The organism is Deferribacter autotrophicus (genome assembly GCF_008362905.1).
Lineage (GTDB): Bacteria > Chrysiogenota > Deferribacteres > Deferribacterales > Deferribacteraceae > Deferribacter > Deferribacter autotrophicus.
Genome location: NZ_VFJB01000003.1, coordinates 339,046 through 363,148, shown reverse-complemented (window position 1 = coordinate 363,148; position 24,103 = coordinate 339,046). Strand labels below are relative to the sequence as shown.

18 protein-coding genes and 2 tRNA genes are annotated in these 24,103 nt (G+C 31.6%); 9 read left to right on the top strand and 11 right to left on the bottom strand.

Annotated features, from left to right (window positions below; all coding sequences use genetic code 11):
• Positions 1-18: 18 nt before the first annotated feature.
• Complete coding sequence (locus FHQ18_RS12840) at positions 19-1,338, bottom strand: 2-dehydropantoate 2-reductase (RefSeq protein WP_149265830.1); 1,320 nt, start codon at positions 1,336-1,338, stop codon at positions 19-21.
• The gene (locus FHQ18_RS03745; protein ID WP_149265829.1) at positions 1,316-3,715 is read right to left on the bottom strand and encodes an ATP-dependent Clp protease ATP-binding subunit; all 2,400 of its coding nucleotides are present in this window, start codon (positions 3,713-3,715) and stop codon (positions 1,316-1,318) included. Before FHQ18_RS03745 ends, FHQ18_RS12840 begins: the two co-directional genes overlap by 23 nt.
• Before the next feature lie 143 nt (positions 3,716-3,858).
• On the opposite strand from FHQ18_RS03745, the gene FHQ18_RS03740 reads away from it, so the two are divergent.
• The 8 genes from FHQ18_RS03740 to FHQ18_RS03705 all read left to right on the top strand — a co-directional run bounded on the left by FHQ18_RS03740 (position 3,859) and on the right by FHQ18_RS03705 (position 13,654).
• Complete coding sequence (locus tag FHQ18_RS03740; protein WP_149265828.1) at positions 3,859-5,088, top strand: cyclic di-GMP phosphodiesterase; 1,230 nt, start codon at positions 3,859-3,861, stop codon at positions 5,086-5,088.
• Complete coding sequence (locus tag FHQ18_RS03735; RefSeq protein ID WP_149265827.1) at positions 5,085-5,624, top strand: glycine cleavage system transcriptional repressor; 540 nt, start codon at positions 5,085-5,087, stop codon at positions 5,622-5,624. The genes FHQ18_RS03740 and FHQ18_RS03735 overlap by 4 nt, the downstream gene beginning before the upstream one ends.
• Complete coding sequence (def, locus tag FHQ18_RS03730; RefSeq protein ID WP_149265826.1) at positions 5,625-6,128, top strand: peptide deformylase; 504 nt, start codon at positions 5,625-5,627, stop codon at positions 6,126-6,128. It abuts the gene before it with no gap.
• Positions 6,125-7,075: a 2-hydroxyacid dehydrogenase gene (locus tag FHQ18_RS03725; RefSeq protein ID WP_149265825.1), complete on the top strand. Its 951-nt coding sequence runs from the start codon at positions 6,125-6,127 to the stop codon at positions 7,073-7,075. Before def ends, FHQ18_RS03725 begins: the two co-directional genes overlap by 4 nt.
• A gap of 54 nt (positions 7,076-7,129) precedes the next feature.
• Positions 7,130-8,086, top strand: coding sequence for an ABC transporter substrate-binding protein (locus FHQ18_RS03720; protein WP_149265824.1), 957 nt, complete (start codon positions 7,130-7,132; stop codon positions 8,084-8,086).
• 302 nt (positions 8,087-8,388) lie between these two features.
• Entirely contained in the window at positions 8,389-10,257 is a 1,869-nt protein-coding gene (locus FHQ18_RS03715) for a two-component system sensor histidine kinase NtrB (protein ID WP_149265823.1), read from the top strand.
• 2 nt (positions 10,258-10,259) lie between these two features.
• Positions 10,260-13,106 carry a bifunctional [glutamate--ammonia ligase]-adenylyl-L-tyrosine phosphorylase/[glutamate--ammonia-ligase] adenylyltransferase gene (glnE, locus tag FHQ18_RS03710; protein ID WP_149265822.1) on the top strand — a complete coding sequence of 949 codons (2,847 nt, stop codon included), beginning with the start codon at positions 10,260-10,262 and terminating at the stop codon, positions 13,104-13,106.
• Positions 13,103-13,654 (top strand): thiamine phosphate synthase, encoded by a 552-nt coding sequence (locus FHQ18_RS03705; protein ID WP_149265821.1) that lies wholly within the window; start codon positions 13,103-13,105, stop codon positions 13,652-13,654. The genes glnE and FHQ18_RS03705 overlap by 4 nt, the downstream gene beginning before the upstream one ends.
• On the opposite strand, the gene FHQ18_RS03700 is transcribed toward FHQ18_RS03705, so the two are convergent.
• Both FHQ18_RS03700 and FHQ18_RS03695 read right to left on the bottom strand, forming a co-directional pair.
• A tRNA-Cys gene (locus FHQ18_RS03700) sits at positions 13,655-13,725 on the bottom strand.
• Between the two features lie 12 nt (positions 13,726-13,737).
• A tRNA-Gly gene (locus FHQ18_RS03695) sits at positions 13,738-13,810 on the bottom strand.
• A 1,008-nt stretch (positions 13,811-14,818) separates the two neighbouring features.
• On the opposite strand from FHQ18_RS03695, the gene FHQ18_RS03690 reads away from it, so the two are divergent.
• The gene (locus FHQ18_RS03690; protein ID WP_149265820.1) at positions 14,819-15,601 is read left to right on the top strand and encodes an IclR family transcriptional regulator; all 783 of its coding nucleotides are present in this window, start codon (positions 14,819-14,821) and stop codon (positions 15,599-15,601) included.
• Between the two features lie 418 nt (positions 15,602-16,019).
• Here FHQ18_RS03690 and folE2 read toward each other — a convergent pair whose 3' ends face one another.
• From folE2 to dnaJ, 7 genes are all read right to left on the bottom strand, one after another.
• Positions 16,020-16,802 carry a GTP cyclohydrolase FolE2 gene (gene folE2, locus FHQ18_RS03685; protein ID WP_149265819.1) on the bottom strand — a complete coding sequence of 261 codons (783 nt, stop codon included), beginning with the start codon at positions 16,800-16,802 and terminating at the stop codon, positions 16,020-16,022.
• Entirely contained in the window at positions 16,803-17,522 is a 720-nt protein-coding gene (locus tag FHQ18_RS03680) for a tetratricopeptide repeat protein (protein WP_149265818.1), read from the bottom strand. It lies immediately after the preceding gene.
• A gap of 347 nt (positions 17,523-17,869) precedes the next feature.
• Positions 17,870-18,715 carry a hypothetical protein gene (locus FHQ18_RS03675; RefSeq protein ID WP_149265817.1) on the bottom strand — a complete coding sequence of 282 codons (846 nt, stop codon included), beginning with the start codon at positions 18,713-18,715 and terminating at the stop codon, positions 17,870-17,872.
• Entirely contained in the window at positions 18,687-20,069 is a 1,383-nt protein-coding gene (gene argH, locus FHQ18_RS03670) for an argininosuccinate lyase (protein ID WP_149265816.1), read from the bottom strand. The genes FHQ18_RS03675 and argH overlap by 29 nt, the downstream gene beginning before the upstream one ends.
• A gap of 1 nt (position 20,070) precedes the next feature.
• Entirely contained in the window at positions 20,071-21,387 is a 1,317-nt protein-coding gene (locus tag FHQ18_RS03665) for a sigma-54-dependent transcriptional regulator (protein WP_149265815.1), read from the bottom strand.
• Entirely contained in the window at positions 21,377-22,630 is a 1,254-nt protein-coding gene (locus FHQ18_RS03660; protein WP_149265814.1) for a sensor histidine kinase, read from the bottom strand. Before FHQ18_RS03660 ends, FHQ18_RS03665 begins: the two co-directional genes overlap by 11 nt.
• A gap of 67 nt (positions 22,631-22,697) precedes the next feature.
• A complete protein-coding gene (gene dnaJ, locus FHQ18_RS03655) occupies positions 22,698-23,801 on the bottom strand; it encodes a molecular chaperone DnaJ (protein ID WP_149265813.1) in 1,104 nt (367 codons plus the stop codon).
• Positions 23,802-24,103 lie beyond the last annotated feature (302 nt).

The window sequence follows — 24,103 nt, the reverse complement described above, 5'->3', positions numbered from 1 at the left end:
TATGATTAGCAAATACGACTATTTTTCTAATGCTAAATAATCATTAAGAATCTCTCCATGATCAAAAGCTATTAAGGATGGTAGTTTATCCTTTGGGAAAAATTTTGCACTTTTTGCATCATCACCTGCCTTAAAACCACCATCAAATTTAGTATAATAAACCACACTTACAGTGTGACCTCGAGGATCTCGTTTTGGATCAGAATAAACACCCAACAATTTAATCTCATCTACAGTAATACTAGTTTCCTCAAGCAATTCCCTTTTAGCAGCATCCTCCACCCTTTCTCCATAATCCACAAAACCACCAGGTAGAGCCCAACCATAAGGAGGATTTTTCCTTTCAATCAACAAAATCTCCCCTTTACTGTTTTCCACTATTACATCCACAGTAAGTTTTGGAGTATAAATAAATTTACTTCCATATTTAAACTTCAATGCTCTGTAAACTGTATCACAGTAGGGAGCTTCCTTACCATGCTCACTGTGCCTTCTTATGATTGGCATTAAAATCCCATCTACCTCAGGATTTTTCCCTTTCTCAATATCCTGGAGCATGCTTGTCTTATAATTTTCAAGATTTTTAGTCATATTTATTACATTTTCATAATACTCTTTTTCAATCTTCACACCATCAAAAGATGCAGCTTTTACCCCTTCTAACACCATCCTATTCATCAAATCCTTTATCTGTGGATCGGCAACCATTTTACCACAGGTGCTTTCTAGCAAAGCCGATAAAGGATTAAAGGCAATGTTCCAAAGTAGCTTTTTCCATAAAACCTTTTCAATATTGTCATCAATTTTATACTCAAACCCTGCTACTTTGAAAATCTCTTCTAATACATCAATATACTTTTTACCATCTGCTGTAGCTGCACCAAAAGTAATGTTTCCAGCAGCAGAATGATTAACAACTCCTGGAGGATCAATGTGTAACCCGACAAAAAGGGTAGCAAGAAGTATTTTATTTTCCGGAAAATACCTTTTAATAATTTCCTTATTATCTACACCATTCTGAAAAGATACCACAAAACCATCATCACTTAGGTGATTTTGCAACATCAAGCATGCAGTCTCAGTATCTTGAGACTTCACTGAAATTATACCGATATCGTATTTTCCATCCAGTTTATCTGACGCCTTAATATCAATATCCTTTTCTCCTAGCTTGAAACTTTTAATCTTCAAACCATTTCTTTTGATAGCTTCTAAGTGTTTTCCTCTACATATTAAAGTTACATCAAACCCAGCCTCTTTAAGCAATCCCCCATAAAAAGAACCGATGGCACCTGCCCCCACAACCACAATTTTTTTATTTGAAAACAAGCTCACCATCCTTCTCCCGAACCTTAATATTTCTCCTTCTCTTAAATTTTCCCGCAAGAAGCAAATCACTCAACACATCTTCTACATATTTTTGTAATATTCTTTTTATGGGCCTTGCTCCATACATAAAATTATAATCTTTTTCAAGCAAGATTTCTTTTGCTCTATCATCCATTTCTATACGTTTTCCAATCTTCACCAATCTTTTATTTATCTCTTCAAGCTGAAGATCAATAATTTTACATATCTCCTCTTTAGTCAAAGGTTTAAAAACTATCACATCATCAACCCTGTTTATAAATTCAGGAGGGAATCTATCCTGCAATTCTTTCAAAGCATTTCTCTTGAAAGCCTCATATTCCAGATAATTGTTTTTAACATTTCCAAACCCAAGCTTTTTCCCTGTAATGGAGCTCTTCGTACCTAGATTTGAGGTCATAATTATTATGGTATTTTTAAAATTCACCTTGTACCCATGGCTGTCAGTAACAAACCCTTCATCCATTATTTGAAGCAAAATATTTAACACATCAGGATGAGCCTTCTCTATCTCATCAAAAAGAACTACAGCATAAGGTCTTCTTCTAACCTCTTCAGTGAGCTTACCACCCTCGTCATACCCCACATAACCTGGAGGCGCTCCAATCAATCTTGAAACATTAAACTTTTCCATATACTCACTCATATCTATTCTAATTAGAGCATCCTGTGAACCAAAAATGATCTCAGCAAGCCGCTTTGAAAGCTCGGTTTTACCCACACCAGTAGGACCTAAAAAAATAAATGAACCTAAAGGCCTATTAGGATTATTTAAACCGGCAAAACTTCTCTTGATAGCTTTTGATACCAAATCTATTGCCTCATCCTGTCCAACCACATATTTTTTAAGTACCTTATCTATAATTGCTGCCTTCTCAGAATCCTCTTGTCTTAATTTTTTCACAGGAATACCAGAAATCCCTGATACAACTTCTGCCACATCATCCACAGTCATTACAGGCCAATTATCATCTAGATGTTCTTTCCAATTGTTGTACTTTTCATTGTATTCTCTTAATTTTTTATCAATTTTATCTGAATATTTTTCAATTTCAGAAAAATTACTTGTGCCAAAATAAGATGCTCTTTCCTGTTTTAACCGTTCAATCTCTTCTTTTAACTTAATCAGCTCTTTAGGCAATGTATTTTTTTTCAGTTTTAATTTACTCGCTGCTTCATCAATAACATCTATACTTTTATCAGGCTGATATCTATCGGTGATGTATCTATCTGTTAGATAGATGGTCTCTTTTATCACATCATCAGGGATGAAAACTTTATGAAAGTCTTCATAATATTTCCTTAGCCCCTTAAGTATTTTTTCTGTTTCTTCAGCTGTTGGTGGCTCCACAGTTATAGTTTGAAACCTTCTCTCTAATGCTCCATCCTTTTCAAAATATTTTCGATATTCCTTAAATGTGGTAGCACCTATACATTGAAATTTTCCCCTTGCAAGGGCAGGCTTCAACATATTAGAAGCATCTATTGAACCCTCTGCAGCACCCGCTCCAATTATTGTGTGAATTTCATCAATAAAAATTATTATATTCCCAGCATTTTCAATCTCTTTAATGATATTTTTCATCCTTTCTTCAAACTGGCCTCTATACTTTGTCCCTGCTACAATTGTCCCAAGGTCAAGAGAAATAAGCCTCTTCCCTTTTAATATCTCAGGAATTTCACCCTTTGCCATCCTAATAGCAAGCCCTTCTACTATAGCCGTTTTCCCAACACCAGGAAAACCTATCAATATAGCATTGTTCTTAATCCTTCGACCAAGTATCTGAATCAGTCTATCTATCTCCAGTTCCCTTCCAATAACTGGATCTAAATAACCTTTCATTGCCATCTCAGTTAAATCTTTACCAAACTCATCTATTGTTGGAGTAGCCACAGGAGACTGTTTGTTGTAATTTTTTGTAAGAATCCTCACCTCATCTCTTAATGTAATAAGGTCAAAACCAAGTTTTTTGAGTATAGAAAATGCCTTTCCTCTTTTTTCTTTCATTAACCCTAATAAAATATGTTCAGGATTTATATACTTATGATTCAATAGATTTGCTTCTTCCACTGCATACTCAAGGACTTTTCTTGCAAGAGGGCTAAACGGGATGCTCCCCTTTATCATTAAATTCTTCCCGTCCCCAGTGAGATTTTCAATCTCTTTTATTAAAGTCGTGGTATTGAACCCTCTCCTGTTAAAAATTTCAGTTGGAACACTATTTTTATCCTTTAAAAGCCCAATTAAAAGATGTTCCGTATCAATGTATGAATTCATCAGCTTTTCAGCTTCTTCCCTTGAAAACAAAATTACCCGTCTTGCTCTTTCTGAAAAATATTCAAACATAATATCCTCTTTTTTTCTTAAATTATAACCGCTACAACTTAATTTAACCAAGTACTATTTGCAAATATAAACTTTATTGATTATAATAAACTATAGCAAGGCTATGTCAAGAATTGATGACTTAAAATTAGAAGGAGCATCAGTTGATTAAAATTCCTATTGACCAAGTTAGACTTGGTGTAACTATTGTAAAAACTGATAAACCATGGTTGAATTTATCTTTTATGAATAAACCTGTAACAAGTCTTGACATTATCGATATCCTCAAAAATTATGGAGTAAAAGAAGTTTACATAAAAAAAGATGAAATTACTGAAGATCTCTATGGTTTAGAAAAATCTTTCAAAAAAGAATTAATTAAACAAGCCGAAAGACTCGATATAACAAAATACACCACAACACTCAAAGAAATTGATGAGTTAAAATCTTTGCATGAACGCGCTAAAAAAATCACCAAACAGTTATATTTAGATGTAAGAACAGGAAAATCGATTGATACAGAAACTGCCAAAAAAGTTGTGGAAACCTTTGTAGACTCTTGCTTTAAAAAACCACATCTTGTTGTTACCCTTTCAAGGTTAAAAAGTTTTGATGAATATACTTTTGTTCATAGCTTAAATGTTGGAATTTTATCTATCGTACTTGGTAAAAGGTATGGTTTCGACGTTCCAGGACTTAAAAACTTGGGACTAGGTGCATTATTACATGATATTGGTAAAATGAAAATATCAGATAAAATCTTAAATAAACCTGGCAAACTGACTGATGAAGAATTTGCTATAATGAAAAAACACCCTGTTTATGGATTTGAACTCTTAAAAAACGATCCAAACATGACAGAAGAAGCACTTCATGCAGTCTACTTACATCATGAAAGAGCAGATGGCAGTGGATACCCTTTAGGACTGAAAGAACCACAAATACATCTGTATGCCAAAATTGTCTCAATCGTTGACGTATATGATGCAATCACATCCAGAAGGGTTTACCACGATGCTATGCTTCCACCAAAGGCTTTACAAACAATATTTAGCTGGTCGGAAAAGCATTTTAACAAAATCCTAGTAAAATTCTTTATGGAGGTAGTTGGCATCTACCCCGTAGGAACTCTCGTCTTACTGGATACTGGAGAACTAGCAATTGTTTTTGAACAAAACAAGGAAGATCCCACAAGACCCAAAGTGCTTGTAATAACTGATGAAAGAAAAAAAACTACAGAACCTTATCTTTTTGACCTTGAAAAATACAATCTTTTGACCCAAAAACCTTACAAATCTATCATAGCACCACTTGATCCAAAAAAGTTAAATATTGATACAAATAAAATAATGGATAAATTCCTTTTAAAGGCAAAACAGGGAGTATCGATATGAAAAAAAACTATTATGCTCTAACTTTTATCAGCGAAGATAGACCTGGCATTGTGGCCAAAGTATCAAAAATTCTTTATGAAAACAATTTTAATATTGAAGACTCGTCCTCTACACTTTTAAGAGGCTTTTTCTCAATGATCTTGATTGTAAGTTGCTCGGAAGATTATAAAATAAATAAAATTAAGAAAAAATTTGCACCTCTAGTTAAAGAACTTGGTATGGCCATAAGTGTAAGGAAAATTGACAAATTAAAGACTCTTCCATCTGGTGAAACATACGTCATCTCAGTGTATGGTGCTGACAAACCTGGAATTGTTTTTAAAGTGGCTGATTTTTTAGCTAATAATGAAATCAATATCGTAGATTTACAGACAAAAGTTGCGGGTAGTGATGAAAAACCTGTTTATATTATGGTACTAGAAGTTATTATCCCAGAAGATTTTAAAAATAAAAACTGGTCTGAAGAATTAAAAGAAATTGCAAAAAATATAAACACTGATATAAGTATTCGTCATATTGAAACATACGAGTTGTAAATGGCTGTCAGAGAAGTTTTAGTCTATCCCAACCCTCTTTTGAAAGAAATAAGTAAAGAGGTTAATGATATTGATGAAAAAATAAAAAATGTAATTGAAGACTTGATAGATACAATGGATGCCACAAGTCATTCCACAGGGATTGCAGCTCCTCAAATAGGTGAATTGGTCAGAATTATAGCTATAGATCCTGGTAAAAATAAAAAATGTAAAAATCATCATGGCAAAAGAGTAATGATAAATCCTGAAATAATTAAATGGGAAGGTCTTATTCAATCCCGTGAGGGGTGCATGAGTGTGCCTGATTTTACTGGTAATGTAAATCGTGCCGAAAAAATTGTGGTCCAATTTTTCGATGAAAACATGAAACAGCACGTTTTTGAAACAGAAGGATTTGAAGCTATATTGATTCAGCACGAAATTGACCATCTTGATGGAATACTGTTTATTGATAGAATTATTTCTAAAAGAACAGACCTTTTCAGGAGGAAAAAATACAAATGAAGGTACTTATAACCCAAAAACTCCCTTTTAATGTGGAAGAATACCTAAAAGATTTTGAATTAGATTATCGCAAAGAATCTACCCCCATCCCCTATGAGGAACTATATGAAAGAGGAAAAAGCGCTCACGGAATCATATCCATGCTTTCAGATAAAATAGATAAAAACTTACTTGAAAACTGTCCAAACTTAAAAGTCGTAGCCAACTATGCCGTAGGTTACAATAACATCGACGTAGCTTTTGCCACTCAAAAAGGAATTGTGGTATGCAACACACCCGATGTTTTAACAGAAACCACTGCAGAACTAGCTTTTGCTCTTATGATTTCAATTGCAAGAAGAATTGTAGAAGCTGATAATTTCACACGAGAAGGCAAATTCACAGGATGGAGTCCCGAGTTATACCTTGGCACCGACCTTTTCAAAAAAACTGTAGGACTATATGGTTTTGGAAGAATAGGTCAAGCCTTTGCAAGATGCTGCAAAGGTTTTGAAATGGATATCATTTACCATACAAGAAATAGAAATCTTCAAGCAGAGATATTAACAGGTGCAAAATATGTATCTTTTGATGAACTGCTTGAGAAATCTGATTTTATTGTAATTATTGCACCATTAAATGATGAAAGTTATCACAAATTTACCATCAATGCCTTTAAAAAAATGAAAAACAGTGCCTACTTGATAAATATAGGCAGAGGCCCCATTGTAAAAGAGGATGATCTTGTAACAGCACTCAAAGAAGGATTAATAAAAGGTGCAGGACTTGATGTTTATGAATTTGAACCAAAAATACATCCAGAGCTATTTAACCTGAAAAATGTTATTCTTTTACCTCACATAGGGAGCGCTTCTGTAAAAACAAGAGCTGAAATGGCAAAACTTTGCGCAGACAGTATCATATCCGTGCTAAAATTTGGTAAAAAACCGAAAAACGCCTTAAATTAAAACCTAGTTTTATCAGCTGTTGACAAATGATCAATTTTTATTTAAAAAAGTTAAATGAATTACAATATCAAACTATGTTTACTCATTTTTTTAATATTTGCTCAAACAGCCTATTCCAAAGAAGTACTTCTAGTAATAAGTTATCATAAAGATTTCCCTTGGGTAATAGATTTCGAAAAAGGCTTTTTTGAAATAATTCCAGAAGAAAAGACAGATAAAGTTTATCTTAATTCCAAACACGGTTCAAGTTATGAAATAACCCAAAATATATTTAAAGCAGAAGAAATCATAAAGAAAGAAAATCCTCAAATTTTAGTATGTCTTGATGATAATGCTTTAGAGTTTGTGTGTAAAAAATACTTCAATACTGACAAGAAAATAGTATTTGCTGGCATAAACAGAGATAAATCTTACTACAAGCTTGAAAAAGTAAACAATGTAACAGGAGTTTTTGAGCATATTTATTTTGAACAAACTTTTGAAATAATTCAAGAAGCATTCCCCACTGCAAAGAAAATTTTACTTTTATCTGACAAAAGCATCAGTTCCTTATCAGCTCTAGAAAAATGTCCAAAAACCTATAAAAGTATGCAAATAACTATAAAAAATATTGAATTTTTTACAGATTGGCAAAAAGAAATAAAAGAAGCACAAGACAATTATGATATTTTAATCATTCTAACATGTGCAAAGATAAAAGATAATAAAGGTAATTACTTACACAATACTGACGTCTTAAAGTGGACATTAAGAAATAACAAACTTCCTGAAATTACTCTATTAAGCTGGATGGTAAAAAATGGAGCCCTCATGGGTGTTACTATATCAGGTTACAATCATGGAATTGAAGCTGGAGTCATTGTTAAAAAACTATTAAAAGGATTCCCCATATCCAAAATACCATATATCAAATATACCAAAGCTGAACTTACTGTAAATTTAAAAAGAGCAAAAGAATTAAATATTCAATTACCTATTGGTATTTTAATGTTTGCAAATACTATTAATTAGCATATAAAGTTATTAAATTTAGAGCTCTCACTAATTAGTTCTCACTGAAAAAGTGAGAACTAATTAGTAAATAGAAAATTTTTTATGATTTTATTAATTTTAAATAAGTTTTCATTTTATAAAATTTATTTTATAAATACTTAAAAGTGGGTTACATCCCCCATTTTTTTGTAAAAATTATTCAAAAGCTGGGGGAATTTTTATAGGAATATTGAAATAAATCAATTATAATAAATTAGTTGCCACTTTTTCAGTGGCAACTAATTAGTATTATAAACAAAACTAATATTTGGATAGTAAATATGTTAAAAAAAATTGCTTTTTCCGGTTTTATTCTAATTTTTATCTTTATATTTTCCTTTTTCATTATACTTCAATTACAAAAAAAAGAATATAATATAATCAAAGAATCGAATACAAAACAGATTAACATGTTAATTACTGAACTTAATAATAAAATTGAATCAAATATAAATTCTGAAATAGAAAAGCTTCACATCTTATCAAAACTCATCACCCATGATATTAACAATTTTCCACAATACAGTGAGATAATTATAGATAATAATACAGAATCTTTCATCATGCTAATTTCACACGAAGGAAATATAGTTTTTACACATCCATTAAGAAAAAGTTTTGTTGGTTTTTCTATTTTATCATTTCCAGATATTGCAAATTTTTTTATCAGATTAAAAAAAACTAATACGGAACAAATTTCATTTCTATATGTAAAATACTTTGATAATAAAAAGTTGGATATTGTAAATAAAACGTTTATAAGCATAGGAATTACTGCAAAAATCAGTAACAATAACAATTTTTATTTAATAAAATTTGTACCATACAACATCTTTTTCGATAACGTATTAAAAAAATTTAAAAATGTTTTGGGTGAATCTGTTGTAATATATTTAAAAGATAAGCCTGCAGTTACAAAGAAAAATAATATTTTTGAATACAACATCAAAGGACTAAAATATTTTATTGTTGTTAAAGAAATTCATGATCCTACAGCTAGAAGTCTTAAAATCCATTTCAGAAAAATAAATTTTCTGATAATCCTCTTAGCTTCCATCTCTTTCTTAATGGGTACTTTTATTATCTTTAATTTATTCGCCTCTCATAAAAAACTTGAAAAATTAGTTGAAGAAAGAACAGGAGAATTAAGCATTGAAAAAGAACGTTACAGACTTTTCTTTAACTATCTTCCATTAGCAGCCATTGTTTATAACCTGAAAAATCTTCAAATTTCAGAATTCAATGATAATGCAACAAATTTAGGGATTAACATGGGAGATAATTTAAACAAATTAATTAATAATGAAAAATCACTCCAAGAACATCTTGCAATTGTTGAAAAAGAAGGACACAACTCATCTGTCATCTATACCTCTGACAAGAGAATTTTTGAACTTCATACAATAAAACTTACAAATGGAAATAAAGCGTTATCAATAATCAATGATATAACTGAACAAAAATCTATAGAAGAAAAGCTTCAACAAGCTCAAAAACATGAAATCATAAGCACAATCACATCAGGCATCTCTCATGATTTTAAAAATACAATCAATAATATACAGATTTATTTATCATTAATTGAAAAAGACAAAGAAAACTCACAACACTACATAAACACTTTGAAGTCTATAATTATCTCAGCTAAAGAACATATTGAAAATTTATTAACTATTTCTCATCAAAGAAAACCTAAAACTGTAGAATTAACCTCTGAAGAACTGATGAAAAATTTCATTCAACTTGTTAATAATTATATTCCTAAAAATATCTATATCACATATATCAATTTGATTCCACAGTCTAGACTGAGAATTGCTAAAGGAAGTATTATTCAAGCATTTTTAAATATTATAATAAATTCTGTAGAAGCAATCGGCGAAAAAGAAGGCACAATAAGTATTATAATTGATAAAGAACAAATTAATAAACAAAGCTTTATAAAAATAACTTTTAATGATAATGGTCCTGGTATCAGAAATGATATCTTAAAAAATATTTTTAAACCTTTTTATACTACCAAAGAAAATGGTTGTGGCTTAGGACTTACTTTAGTAAATAGAGTAATTAAAGAATCAGGTGGATTTATGAATATCGAAAGTACTTTTGGTGAAGGAACTATAGTAAGAATATATTTACCGGAAGTTTAACAATGTTTAAGAACCTAAAAGAAATACTGTTATCAAATATAAAAGAGAAAAATATTATAGAAGAAATAACTTATTTATGTAAGCACTCCTTATTTTTAAAAAATTACATTCTAAAATTTCCAGAATCAATTTTAAATGTTAAACAATTATTAGGAAAACCTAGAGACAAACAAGCAATACTTGCAGATATTTCAAAATTCGATTTTTTGAATTTTACTCCACAACAATTTTGCACATTTTTACGACATAAAAAAATGGAAGAATATATTATCATCACTTATAATGACCTTATTAAAAATTTTGATGTATCAGAAACCACTTTCCATCTCTCTTCTTTTGCCTCTGCAGTCTTAGAAGTCACTTATAAATATGCTTACAACCAATTAAAGAAAGACTTTGGTATCCCAAGAGATCATAATGGGGATGAAGTTCCTTTCACTATTATAGGATTAGGTAAACTAGGTGGTGAAGAATTAAATTTCAGTTCGGACATCGATATAATGTATGTGTATGGTACGGAAAAAGGAATAACAGATGGATATAAAAAAATATCCAACCACGAATTTTTTGTAAAACTAGGTGAGAAAATTTTTCATTATCTCTCTGATAGAGACGATATAGGTATCGTTTTTAGAGTTGATTTACGACTTAGACCAGATGGAGAAAAGGGAGCATTAGCTTTGCCTTTAAGAAGTTATGAAATTTATTATGAAACTTATGGTCAAAGCTGGGAAAGGATGATGCTTTTAAAGGCAAATCCTGTTGCCGGAAATATTGATCTTGGACATCAATTTCTTGAGACAGTAAGACCTTTTGTTTTTCGTAGAACTCTTGATACTAAATTAATCAATGACTTAATAGAAATTAAAGGAAAAATTCAACATCGGGTAGATTTAAAATCAAAAAATGAAAAAAATGTAAAACTTGGATTTGGTGGTATTAGAGAAATAGAATTTATTGTTCAAACTCTTCAAATACTAAATTACCCAAAACATCCTGAAATATTTCACAGAAATACGTTGAAGGGGCTAAAAAAGTTAGCTGATAAAAAATTGTTAGACGAAAAAGATGCTGAGATATTAACAGAAGCCTATAAATTTTTAAGAAAACTCGAGCACATGGCCCAAGTTGAAAATGAATTGCAAACCCACACAATTCCAGAAAACAGCGCAACATTTCATTTATACCTTGAAAGATGTGGATTTAAGACTAAAGAGGAATTTGAAGAAAAATATAATAAAATCACCTCTTCAGTTAATGAAATCTTCTCCAAGCTTTTAGAGAATAAAAATTATGATGAGACCTCTGTTCTGTTTGATGAAGAGCTAGATACAGAAGACATAACTTTATTCCTAAAAAGTAAGAATATAAAAAATCCTGAAAAGTGTGCAAAAATTATAAAACAGATAATAAGGGGTAACAAATACACTCCAAGACAAAAGGATGAAAAGAAACTATTAAAACTTTTTTTCAAAACAATTATCCCAAATCTTTACCAATATGAAAATCCTGATGAAATTTTGAGTTTCTATGAAAAACTTTTTTTAAGAAGATCTAACCTTTATTTGATATATGATTTAAGTTTAGAATCTCCTCATTTTTTGCAAAAGTTAACTAACCTTTTTGCAATGAGTAAACATCTATCAGAAATTGTCTTAAATAATCCAAATACGTTAGAATTTTTATACGATCCTATTTCCCCTGATTATACCGTAGAAAAAATACTTTCTTTACTTAAGGATACTATTAGCAAGAAAAATATTGATGAAGAGCTAGAATATGAACTTTTAAGGCTAAAACAAAAAGAATTTATTTTTAATATAGGATATCTTTATCTTAACAAAAGCATAAACATTGTACAAACTATGTATTCCCTCACTAATATTGCAAGAGCATTCACTATTTTAGCCTTTGAAAGAAGTTTTGATAAATTGAAAGAAAAATATGGAACCCCAATCACCGTTGATAAAAATGTTTCTGACTATCTTGTTGTAGGTTTAGGTAAACTTGGGAGTTTTGAAATCAGTTTTGGATCCGATCTCGATTTAATAATTTTATACGAAGATAATGGATTCACAGATGGTTTGAAAAAAATTACAAACCGGGAATTCTTCTCAAAACTAGTCCAAAAAGCAATACATTATCTATCAACGATGACTTACAACGGATTTCTTTATAAAGTTGATATGAGATTAAGACCTAGTGGATCAAGCGGAACTCTTGTCACCACAATAAAATCCTTTGACGAATACCACAAAAAAGAATCAATGACATGGGAAAAACAAGCACTCTTAAGAGCAGATGTTATTAATGAGCAATCTTCACTTACTCAAACTTTTTTTAAGATAAAAAACAGAATACTTTTCACAAAAGAAATTACAAGAGAACAATTGCAAGAAATATACAATATGAGAATAAGAATAGAGAAAGATAAAGGCTCTCCTCCTAGTAAAAATGATTTCAAAGCAGGTTATGGAGGCCTAATAGATATTGAATTCATTGCTCAATCATTTCAATTAAGATATGGTTATACTTCAGAACTTTTAAAAGGGACCAATACTCACTATATACTACATTTTTTAAGGGATTTAGGCCTGATTACAAACAGAAATTTCTATGCACTTCACAATTCTTATCTTTTTCTAAGACATATTGAAAATTTGACTAGGGTTTATCAAAATTTATCTACTTCTAAACTTCCCAATGATGATAATCTGTTAGCACAGATCGGACACTTTTTCGGTTACAAAAAAAATGCCCATGAAAAAATCGTCTCCGATTTTCAAAACGTCAGAAATACTGTAAGAGGAGCATTCAATCGTTTATTTGCCGAGTTATTAAAAGAATGAAAATCCTTCAAGTTCTCGACTACAATACATTTTTAAATGATTATATAGCAGTCGCAAAATCAGTTAATAATTATGTAGATTTTATCTGGTTTCGGATAAAAGAAAATGATTTAAACTTTGTTTATGAAAAAACTCTACAACTAATAAAATTTATAGATAGAGAAAAACTAATAATTTCCGAACATGTAGATATTGCCAATATTTTATCCTTAAGAGGTGTTCACTTAAATAAAAATTCTATACCTCCTGAAGTGATCAAAAATAAATTCCCCTATCTAACCATTGGCTACTCCGCCCACTCTTTGGAAGAAATATCCAGAATTGATGCCGATTACTACACACTAAGCCCTATATTTTTTACAAAAAAAGACTACCCCATCACTCCAATAGGTCATTCCGTTCATATCCCATCAGGGAAAAAAGTATATGCGCTTGGAGGGATAAATTCTGAAAATGTATCTTTGCTCAAAGATAACGGATTTTACGGAATTGCAGGAATAAGCTTTTACAAAGAATTAGAAAAACTTAAGGATATCTTGAAAGGTTGAAGGCGACGCCCGGAATCGAACCGGGGTACGCGATTTTGCAGACCGCTGCCTAACCACTCGGCCACGTCGCCTTAAAAAGAAAAAGCGGGTGACGGGACTCGAACCCGCGACCTCAACCTTGGCAAGGTCACGCTCTACCAACTGAGCTACACCCGCTTAAACATAAACATATTGGGGACTTATTTAATATATGCAATGTTCTATTTTGTCAATAAAAATTTTACTTGGAGTCACTCCATTTTTTACAAAAATTTGAGTTTTATTAGTTTGCGTAAAAACATTTTTTCGTAGTTTTCGCTCTAAAACTAATTTCCTAAAAAGCAGGAACTAATTAGTTGCCACTGAACACGTGTAACAAAGCATTTGAGTAATATATTGACTGTGAACAATTCAAGCTTTATTGTTCAAAGTTAGAATGTGTACAATATTATTACACGTGTTGAAAAAGTGGCAACTAATTAATAGTTAATATGTTTTTCCTTATTATACTGATTGTTATCCATCAATTACTAAAATCTGTTATCTTATATAATTTATTGTAAACTCTAAACCTCTTCGGGGGTTCTAAAGGGGACTTACCCCCTAAATTAGTTTTCGTTAGAAAACTAATTTATGTAAAAAATAATAAATAAATTCTTATCCATTTTATTTTCTTTATAGGGGGTTTTAAAGGGGGTTACCCCCTTTAAGTATCATTTTTATAAATATCACAAATGAATAATTTTCCATTTATCAATAAAATACACTTTTTCAGCAGTAACTAATTAAAAGAGATTGCTTCGTCCCGAGCACCTAAGATGTTAGGTGCTCGGTCCTCGCAATGACGGTAATGATGTCGTCACCAGCGACCGAGCACCTAACATGAGGACTCATTCCGCAAATACCATATCCCATTTCTAAACAAAACCAGCTCAACATCATCATTTTTCAAATTAGATGCTCGGGAAGCAATCTCATAGTCAACAATAAATACATATTAGAATTTAATTCTGGAGTCACTCCAGATTTATATTGTCATTGACAAAAATAAATATTATTATAATATAAATTGATAAATACATTGTTAACATAGTTTTATTTTGTTCCTATTGACATTTTTTATTTGTAAGTTATAATTTTCTTATAACGAGTTACAGTTTAAACACTATTTTAAAGGAGTTAGAAGTGCGTAGAGACAAATCTGAATATGCTGTTCAAGCAGTTAATAATGCATTGGACATTTTAGAACTTTTAGGAAGAAGTGAACAAGAGCTTAGCATCAGTGAAATTGGTGCAAAGCTTGGTCTCACAAGAAGCAATGTTAACAAGCTGTTAGCAACCCTTGAAAACTTTGGATATGTGGAATACAACAAAAGAACTGGTAACTTCAGAATGGATGTTAAAGCTTTCCAGATATCACAAGCTTACCTCAATAAATTAAACTTAATCGATGCTTCAAAACAAATTCTCCTTGAGATAAAACAGAAGGTAAATGAAACAGTTCATATCAGTGTATTGCGAAAAGGCAATATAGTATATCTCAATGCAATCGAAACTGATCATGCAGTAAGAGTAGTACCAAGGATAGGAAATATTGGCCCCGCATATGCCACTGCCACAGGTAAGGCACAACTTGCATATCTAAAACTTGATAAAATAAAAGAATATTATTCAGATAAACTCGTTAAAATGACTGATAATACAATTGATAACATAGATGATTTATTAGATGAGCTTGAAGATGTTCGCAAAAAAGGGTATGCTATAGATAATGAAGAATTTGAAGTGGGAGTAAAGTGCGTTGGAGCTCCAGTTTTCAACTTTATGGGAAAAGTAATTGCAGGCATAAGCATCTCTGCTCCTGTTGAAAGAATGGATGATGAAAGAATAAAAAGAGAGATTATCCCGGTAATAATTGAAGGTGCTCAAAAACTTTCCATTAAATACGGTTATAAACCTAACGCATAAAAAACACTCTCAAGCCCCTATCTCAGGGGCTTTCATATTTTATCTTTAGACAAGATCTTATCCCACTCCAACCAAAGAAATGCTTCTTTTAAAAGTAATAGTGTATTAACGCATGTTTGAACAATCGAGTAGCAATAAATACATTTAAGGATGTTGCACAATATTACCTTAATGTTCTTATAACTCACTGATAAATTAAAGATTGCTTCGTCGCTACCGCTCCTCGCAATGACGTTAATGTTATCGTCATTGCGAGGGACGTAAGTCCCGAAGCAATCTCTTGTTTACCAATAAGTTGTATCTCTGAAGCATTTTTATTGTGCAATACCTTCAATATTTTTTATGATTTTACTATTTTTTATTCCACAATTAATAAAATAAAATATACTTTTTAAGTAAGAACTAATTATTACTTTTATTATTTTTTCTTTTTATCTATAGTTATAGATGCAAAAGCAGAATGGTTGTGAATACTTTCAAAATTCTCACTTGAGACTTCAAACCAATCGATTCTATCATCTTCCAGCAAATACTGCGCAGCATTCCTTACAATATCTTCCACAAAAACCGGATTATCATAAGAGCATTCAGTAATAAATTTTTCATCCTCACGCTTTAATAACGAGAAAATTGGAGAGCTACCTGACTTTTCTGCAATCTCTATCAGGTCTTCAATCCACACCATACGATTATAACGTACAGAAATTGTAACATAACTTCTTTGATTATGTGCACCATAAGCGCTTATCTCTTTCGAACAGGGACAAACGCTAATAACTGGAACAGTAACAGAAAGGATAAAATCCATTTTTTCATCAGAAACATTGCCACTAAACCTACATAAATAATCCATTAAGGAAGTTTGTTTAGAAACAGGAGCCTCTTTCTCAAGAAAATAAGTAAATTCCATATCAAAATGAGCCTCTTCTGAATTAAGCCTTATCCTCATCTCTTCCAATATCTCTTTAAAAGAGGATATGCTTATATTTTCCCTGTATTTATTAAGTATCTCCACAAAGCGAGACATGTGTGTTCCTTTAAAATTGTGAGGGAGTTTAACAAACATATTTATAGTGGCAATGGTATGCTGACTCCCTTTTCTCTTATCTCTTAAAATAATCGGATACTTAATTCCCTTAATTCCGACCTTATCTATTGCGAGATTTCTATCGTCAAACTGACTTTGAATGTCTTTTAACATCTATCTTCTTCTAATTTTTTGCCTAGCAAGAACCATCTGATACGGTTTAAAACCTTGCGGCATCTTTTCAATATTCAATTGTAACCATAATGTACCATAATTTCTCATTTTCATTTTCTTACCATTTTTCAACGCTTCTAAATTAGACTCAAGCTTTTCATCAAGAGGTGCCTTTTTGCTACCTTTAACAAGAATCTCAATGGCTTTATCCTTTTCACCCATTTCGGTTAAGAAATATGCATACAAGCTGTAAAGAAAACCTTCCTTAGGAGCATTTTTTATAGCCTTTTCCATTGTTGATTTTACTTTTTCATAATTCTTCTCTTTAAAATAAAGGGTAGCAAGCATAGCCATACCCATCCAGTTTTTTGCAAACCCTTTTTCAAGATAATCCTTAGCCTCATTAAATTTCTTCTGCATATAAAGTATAATACCGATTTGAGAATTTATCTGCTCTTTAACAAAAAACTGCCATTTTGAAAAAGAATAAGCATTTTTCAGCCTGTTTATCGCCTTTTCAAAGCGATTATTTTTTAAATCCTTTTCAATTTCTTGAAAAACTGTTGTCAATTTCTTTAAAAAATGTCTCCCGATAAAAAAGTTTAACGCAAGAATTAACACAACCATCAGCATTAATGACCAAATATAATTATAAGTGACAAAATAAAGTCCCAGTGCTGCAAGCAGGGAAACTGACAAAGAAATGAGTAAAGTTAACATATATCAACCTCTCCCTTTTGGATTCCTATTTTTAAGACTTGAAGATTATAACTACAAATAAAAAATTTTCAACACTTATACAACTGGTGTCACCCCATTTTTTGCAAAACCTTGTTTATATACGCCAGAGATAAAATATCTTCCGGGTTTAAATCCCAAAAATGAGCCACGGACGGCGGTTTTAGAGGGATTTACCTCGCAAGTGGCACTGGATGTGCCACGAGAATGAGGAAGATATTTTATCTCTGGATTTTTTCTCATAACTTATTGAAATTAATAATATTTTATTGTTATTATTTCAAAAAAATGGGGTGACTCCAGTTATACAACCATTAGCTCACCAAAATCTAATCACAAGGATTAACTGTTACACCATCAGAATCCACAACACCATTTGTGGCAATTAAAATATATTTAGAACACCTTTCAACCTCTACAAAATTTGTATCGGTCAATAAAATTACTTTACCTGTGTCCTCATCAATAATTTTTGTTTTAGGGGCATCACTTTCCCAAGAAATCAGATATCCGTCTTTCCTTTTTATCACCTTTATATTTTTTACTGGATTTAATTTTTCAAAATAAGCAGGAATTATCTCTACGCTAATCAAATCCCCCTCAAAATTATAATCATTGTAAGGTAATATAAATATTTTCATCGGCTTATCAGTTTTTACTTTAATCAGAGGTTTTGTTGAAATTTTATCAAGACTACTTTTTTCAAAACCATACAAAACAAATTTAGTATTTTTAGAAAAATTCAATCGAATTTCAAAAATATCACCATATTTTACAATTCTATCAACCTTGACAAATGCTTTTTTGGCAAAAACCTTTTCAATATAAACAGGTTCTGAATATACCCTATATTCAGGGTGTTTGCGTACAAGTTTATAAATAACTCTCTGCCCAGATTTCACATCCTCATCAATAATACTTTTTCTAGGCTCTACTTTAGCAATGAGGTTATATTTAGTACAGCTTTCATCTGCCTTTTTGTAAACCTCTAAAATATAATCCTTTGAGCTGTTAACTATTTTAAAACCATTATCAACTAACTTCACAGCATCCTTTGAGGGAGGCTCAATTTTAAAAACGCTCTTTGAAATAGGATCTGTCTTTTTCCCACAACCCAAAAAAAGAACTGTTACTATAATAAATAAATTAAATAGCCTGTAGAAATTGTTTCGCATTCTTAATTTGCTCCATCACAGATTTCAGCCCTGTACCACCATAACTGTTCTTATTTTTGGCTGCATTCTCCACACTGATATATTCATACACATCACTATCTATCAACTCTGAAAACTGTCTCAATTCATCAATAGAAAGCTCATCAAGTTTCTTCTCTTTATCAATAGCATATTTCACCGTTTTTCCTACGACAAAATGGGCATCCCTAAAAGGTAAACCTTTCCTAACAAGATAATCTGCAAGCTCAGTGGCTGTGGAATACCCTTTTGATGCTGCCTCGTACATTTTCTCTCTATTAATTTTCATTTTCTCTATCATTGGTGAAATTATTTTCAGACTGCCAAGCAAATTGTCAGCAGCATTAAATAGAGGTATCTTATCCTCCTGCATATCTTTATTATATGCTAGAGGTAACCCCTTCATTGTTGTAAATAAACCAATCATGCTACCATAAACTGCTCCCGTTTTCCCCCTGATAAGTTCTGCCACATCAGGATTTTTTTTCTGTGGCATAATACTGCTACCGGTACAATAATCATCTGAAAACTCTATAAAATTGAACTCACTTGTAGCATAAATAATCAACTCTTCACAAAGTCTACTAAGATGCATCTGACATATGGAAGCATTGGTTAAAAACTCCAAAACAAAATCCCTATCACTTACAGAATCGAGACTGTTTTCAGTAGGATTATCAAACCCTAAAAGCTCTGAAGTAAAAAATCTATCAATCGGAAAAGTAGTACCTGCAAGAGCACATGAACCAAGAGGATTTTTGTTCAATCTCTTTAAAGAATCATCAAATCGCTCAAAATCTCTTTTAAACATCTGAAAATAAGCCAATAAATAATGAGAAAAAAGAATAGGCTGAGCTGTCTGCAAATGTGTAAAACCTGGCATTATCACATTAATATTATCCTCAGCTTTTTTCACCAACACTTCTAAAAAAGCTTTTATGTATTTTTTTACATCCTCCACCACATCACGTAAATACATCCTCACATCCACAGCCACCTGATCATTCCTACTTCTAGCCGTATGCAGCTTTCCACCTACATCTCCAACTATTTCTTTTAACCTTTTCTCAATTGCCATGTGTATATCTTCATCTTCAGTTCTAAATTCAAAATCTCCTCTTTCAATTTCATCCAATATTTGCAGCAACCCTTCTTTTATCTTTTCAGCCTCTAAAGGCTTAATTATACCTTGTTTCGCAAGCATCTCCACATGTGCAAGGCTCCCTTTTATATCGTATCTGTAAAGTCTTTTATCGAAATGGATTGATGCATTAAACTCATCCACAAACTTATCTGTAGGTAATTCAAAACGTCCACCCCATAACTTATCTGACACATCACACCTCGATATTATATTCTTTAATTTTATTATGTAATGTTTTCCTTGATATCCCAAGTAATTCTGCAGCTTTGCTTTTATTTCCGTTTGTTTCTTTCAATGCCTTTTCTATCAAAATCTTTTCATGTTCTTTCATGCTACTTTTTTTACTACTGCTATTTTCCATCTTTAAAGGTGGTAAAAGATCACGTGTTAACATTTCCCCTCTGCAAAGAATTATGCTTCTTTCAACAATATTCTCAAGTTCTCTGATATTTCCCGGAAAATTATATTTCATCAAGACTTTCAAATAATCATCTGAATACCCTTTGATAATTTTTTGAAATTTTTCACTATACTTTTTTATAAAAAAATTAAGTAACAGCGGTATTTCATTCTTCCTTTCCCTTAAAGGTGGAACAAAAACGGGAAATACATTAAGCCTAAAATAAAGGTCTTCTCTAAATTTGCCCTCTTTCACCATCTCTTCCAAATTTCTATTTGTAGCAGCCACTATTCTTGCATCTGTTTTTAATGTTTTCAAACCACCCACACGCTCAAAGGTTTTATCTTGCAATACTCTTAAGAGTTTAGCTTGAGTCTGCAACGGTAGTTCACCTATTTCATCAAGAAATATTGTTCCTCCATCAGCAAGTTCAAACTTACCAGGCTTAGCTTTATCGGCACCTGTAAACGCACCTTTTTCGTGACCAAACAGCTCACTCTCTATCAAGTTCTCATTTAATGCAGCACAATTTACAGCAAGAAACGGCTTGCCTTTTCTCGGAGAATTATTATGGATGGATCTTGCAATCAGTTCTTTCCCGGTTCCAGATTCTCCCATAATCAAAACTGTGGCATCTGTGGGAGCAACCATTTTTAAAAGATCAATAATCTTTCCAAGACCATTTTCAGAATAAACACCTTCATAATAATAATCATCAACAATTTTTACTTCTTCCTCGCCGGATTTACTACTCAATAGTTCTTCAATCTGCTTTTTCAAGACTTTCACATCCACCGGTTTAGTGATATAATCCACAGCACCAAGCTTCATAGCTTCCACTGCTGTTCTCACATTGTTGAAGGCTGATATAACAATAACGGGCGTATTCATCCCCTTTCTTCTCAAATGACTTAAAAAGGTCAATCCGTCCATAAGATCCATCTTGATATCAAGAAGGATCAAATCGTAATGATTTGACTCTACACTACTTAAAGCTTCGACACCGTTAGACGCTTCATCCACAACATATTCATCTTCAAGATGAAGCTTTAACATAAAACGGTGATTTTCTTCATCATCAACAATTAAAATCTTCTTCTTATCTTCCATTTCCAAAATCCAATACTATTTTAAAAGGGTTAACACTTTCAACATATACTCTATATCCATGCATTTCCATAATTTTCTTTACAATAGCAAGCCCCAAACCACTTCCCTTAGATCTGGTGGTATAAAACGGCTCAAAAATTTTCTCCTTATTTATATCATCATTATTATAAACGTTATTAATAATAATGACCTTTTTGTCTTTCACAATAATTTTTATCTTATCACCTACTTTTGATGCATCTATTGCATTTAGTATAAGATTCATCAAAACCTGAATCATCCTATTTTTATCTACATTTATAACAAATGGTTCTTTCTCTATTGATATCTTTAATTTCTTGTTATCTATATCATATCTCAGCAGATTTATAGTTTCATCTATTAGCTGTAAGATATTACAATCATTTTTTCTTAAAGACACTTCTCTACCAAAAGTCAAAAAATCATTTACAAGACTATTTAACCTCTCCATCTCATCTTTGACCTTTGACAATATCTCCTTCTGTTTCAAATCTGTTTCTTTATCCAAAGTAAATTCCAACAAACCTTTCATCGAACTGAGAGGATTTTTTATCTCATGGGCTAATAAACTCGCAAATTTACCTAGCTCTGCATTTCTCTCAATTCTTTTTAATTTGTTTGTCAATACAGCATAGAGTCTAAACAATCTATATGAATACAGCAAAATTATAACCATAAAAAGATAAAGAACAATCATCTGTAATAAGTCTGAAAGCATTTTCTTTTTAAAATAGTTATAACTACATTTATCAAGGAATAGCGCCACATAAAATTCTTGGTTAGTTCTTTCTTGCATATGACGCATCATCCCCATCATACCCATTCCAAACCGTCTCTCAACTTTTCGAACAATGATGATATAATCATCCGTTTCAATTATACTTTCAGCTTTAGGATAAATTTTCTTAAATTTTACAACTTTATTTTTCCCATTTAAAAGTATTTTCCCACTTTTATCATATATTATAAGATTATAAATAGCCTCATTGGATAAAAACTCTTTGGAAAACTCTTGAAAACGTTTTGATCCAACCCGGCTGTTTAAAAATAGAAACCTATTACTAACCTCAAAAGAATATGTGATAAACTTACCAAGTTCTATTAGATTTTTTTTCATATATTTCAAAGAATTGAAAGAAGATACTAAATGAAGTGTAAAAATTGCTACACTTAATATTATACCAATTATAACAAGAATCTTAAATCTTTTTAAATATTCCATTTTCAATCGCCACTAAAAAATCTTTTCTTAAAATCCATAGATAATGTGGGTGTATGACAACACACCCCTACTTTTTAAAAAATCTTCTAAATTTATCCCACAATGATTTGTCTTCTTTCATATAACCGTTTCCAGATACTTTTTTAAATTCATTAATCAATTTTCTCTCTTCTTTACTGAGCTTTTTAGGTAACACAACTCTAATATTAACATACATATTACCTATTCCGTATCCTTTCACTTCAGGTACACCATAACCTTTTAAAACAATTCTATCTCCAGGTTGAGTCCCAGGCTTAATTTCCAATGTCTTTTCCCCTTTTAATGTTGGAATTGAAACAGTTGTTCCTAAAATAGCATCGGTAAAAGGTATAGGCAATTCTAGATAAATATCGTTCCCTTTTCTTTTGAAGTACTTATGTGGTCTTACTCTAATATTTACAAACAAGTCACCTGATGGACCACCATATCTTCCAGAATTCCCTTCTCCAGAAACTCTTAATGTCATGCCAGCATCAATACCAGGAGGGATTTTTACTTCAATAGTCTTTTTGCTATATTTAAAGCCACGACCACGACATTCTTTACATGTCTCCCTTATAATTTGTCCGCTACCATGACATGTAGGACAAGTGGTTGATACAGTAAAAAAACCTTGTCTTTGAACAAACTGCCCTTTCCCATGACAAGTGGGGCATGTCTGCTTACCACCTGGTTCAGCACCTGAGCCATCACATCTTGGACAGAGATCTTCCTTTTCTATGGTAATTTTCTTTGATACACCAAAAACAGCCTCTTCAAACTCTATTTCAATGTCAGTCTCTATATCACTTCCTCTGGTTGGTCGCTCTCTTCTTCTCCCACCTCTGCTAAAACCAAAAAATCCTTCAAAAATATCATCAAAGAAGTCATCAAAAATGGTAGAAGAAAAATCCTGAGCTCCTCCAACGTCATCAAAAACACGACCAAACTGGTCATATTGAGCCCTTTTCTGTGGATCTATTAATACCTGATACGCTTCTGTTATTTCCCTAAACTTCTCTTCAGCTTCTTTGTCCCCTGGATTTCTATCAGGGTGATATTTTAGAGCAAGCTTTCTATAAGCTTTTTTTATTTCTATCTCAGTAGCGTTTCTGTGAACACCCAAAATTTCATAATAATCTTTTGCCAATCCTAACCTCCATCAATATAAAAAAACAGCTATTATTCAGCAATCATAAAAATTCCTTCAAATAATTTAGAGGTTATACCTATTACTAAGCTGAAACTTCTCACACAAAGAAGTTTCACTTTTTTTTAATTAGTTGCCACTGAAAAAGTGGCAACTAATTTATAATATTTAATTTCTACCAGTATTACTATAAAAATTCTACCAGTTTTTTAATAATTTATATAAAAAACTGAGGGATGAAACTTATAATATTACTTTATTTCATGGTTTTCATAAATAGCGCATTCTTCTTAACTCTTTGC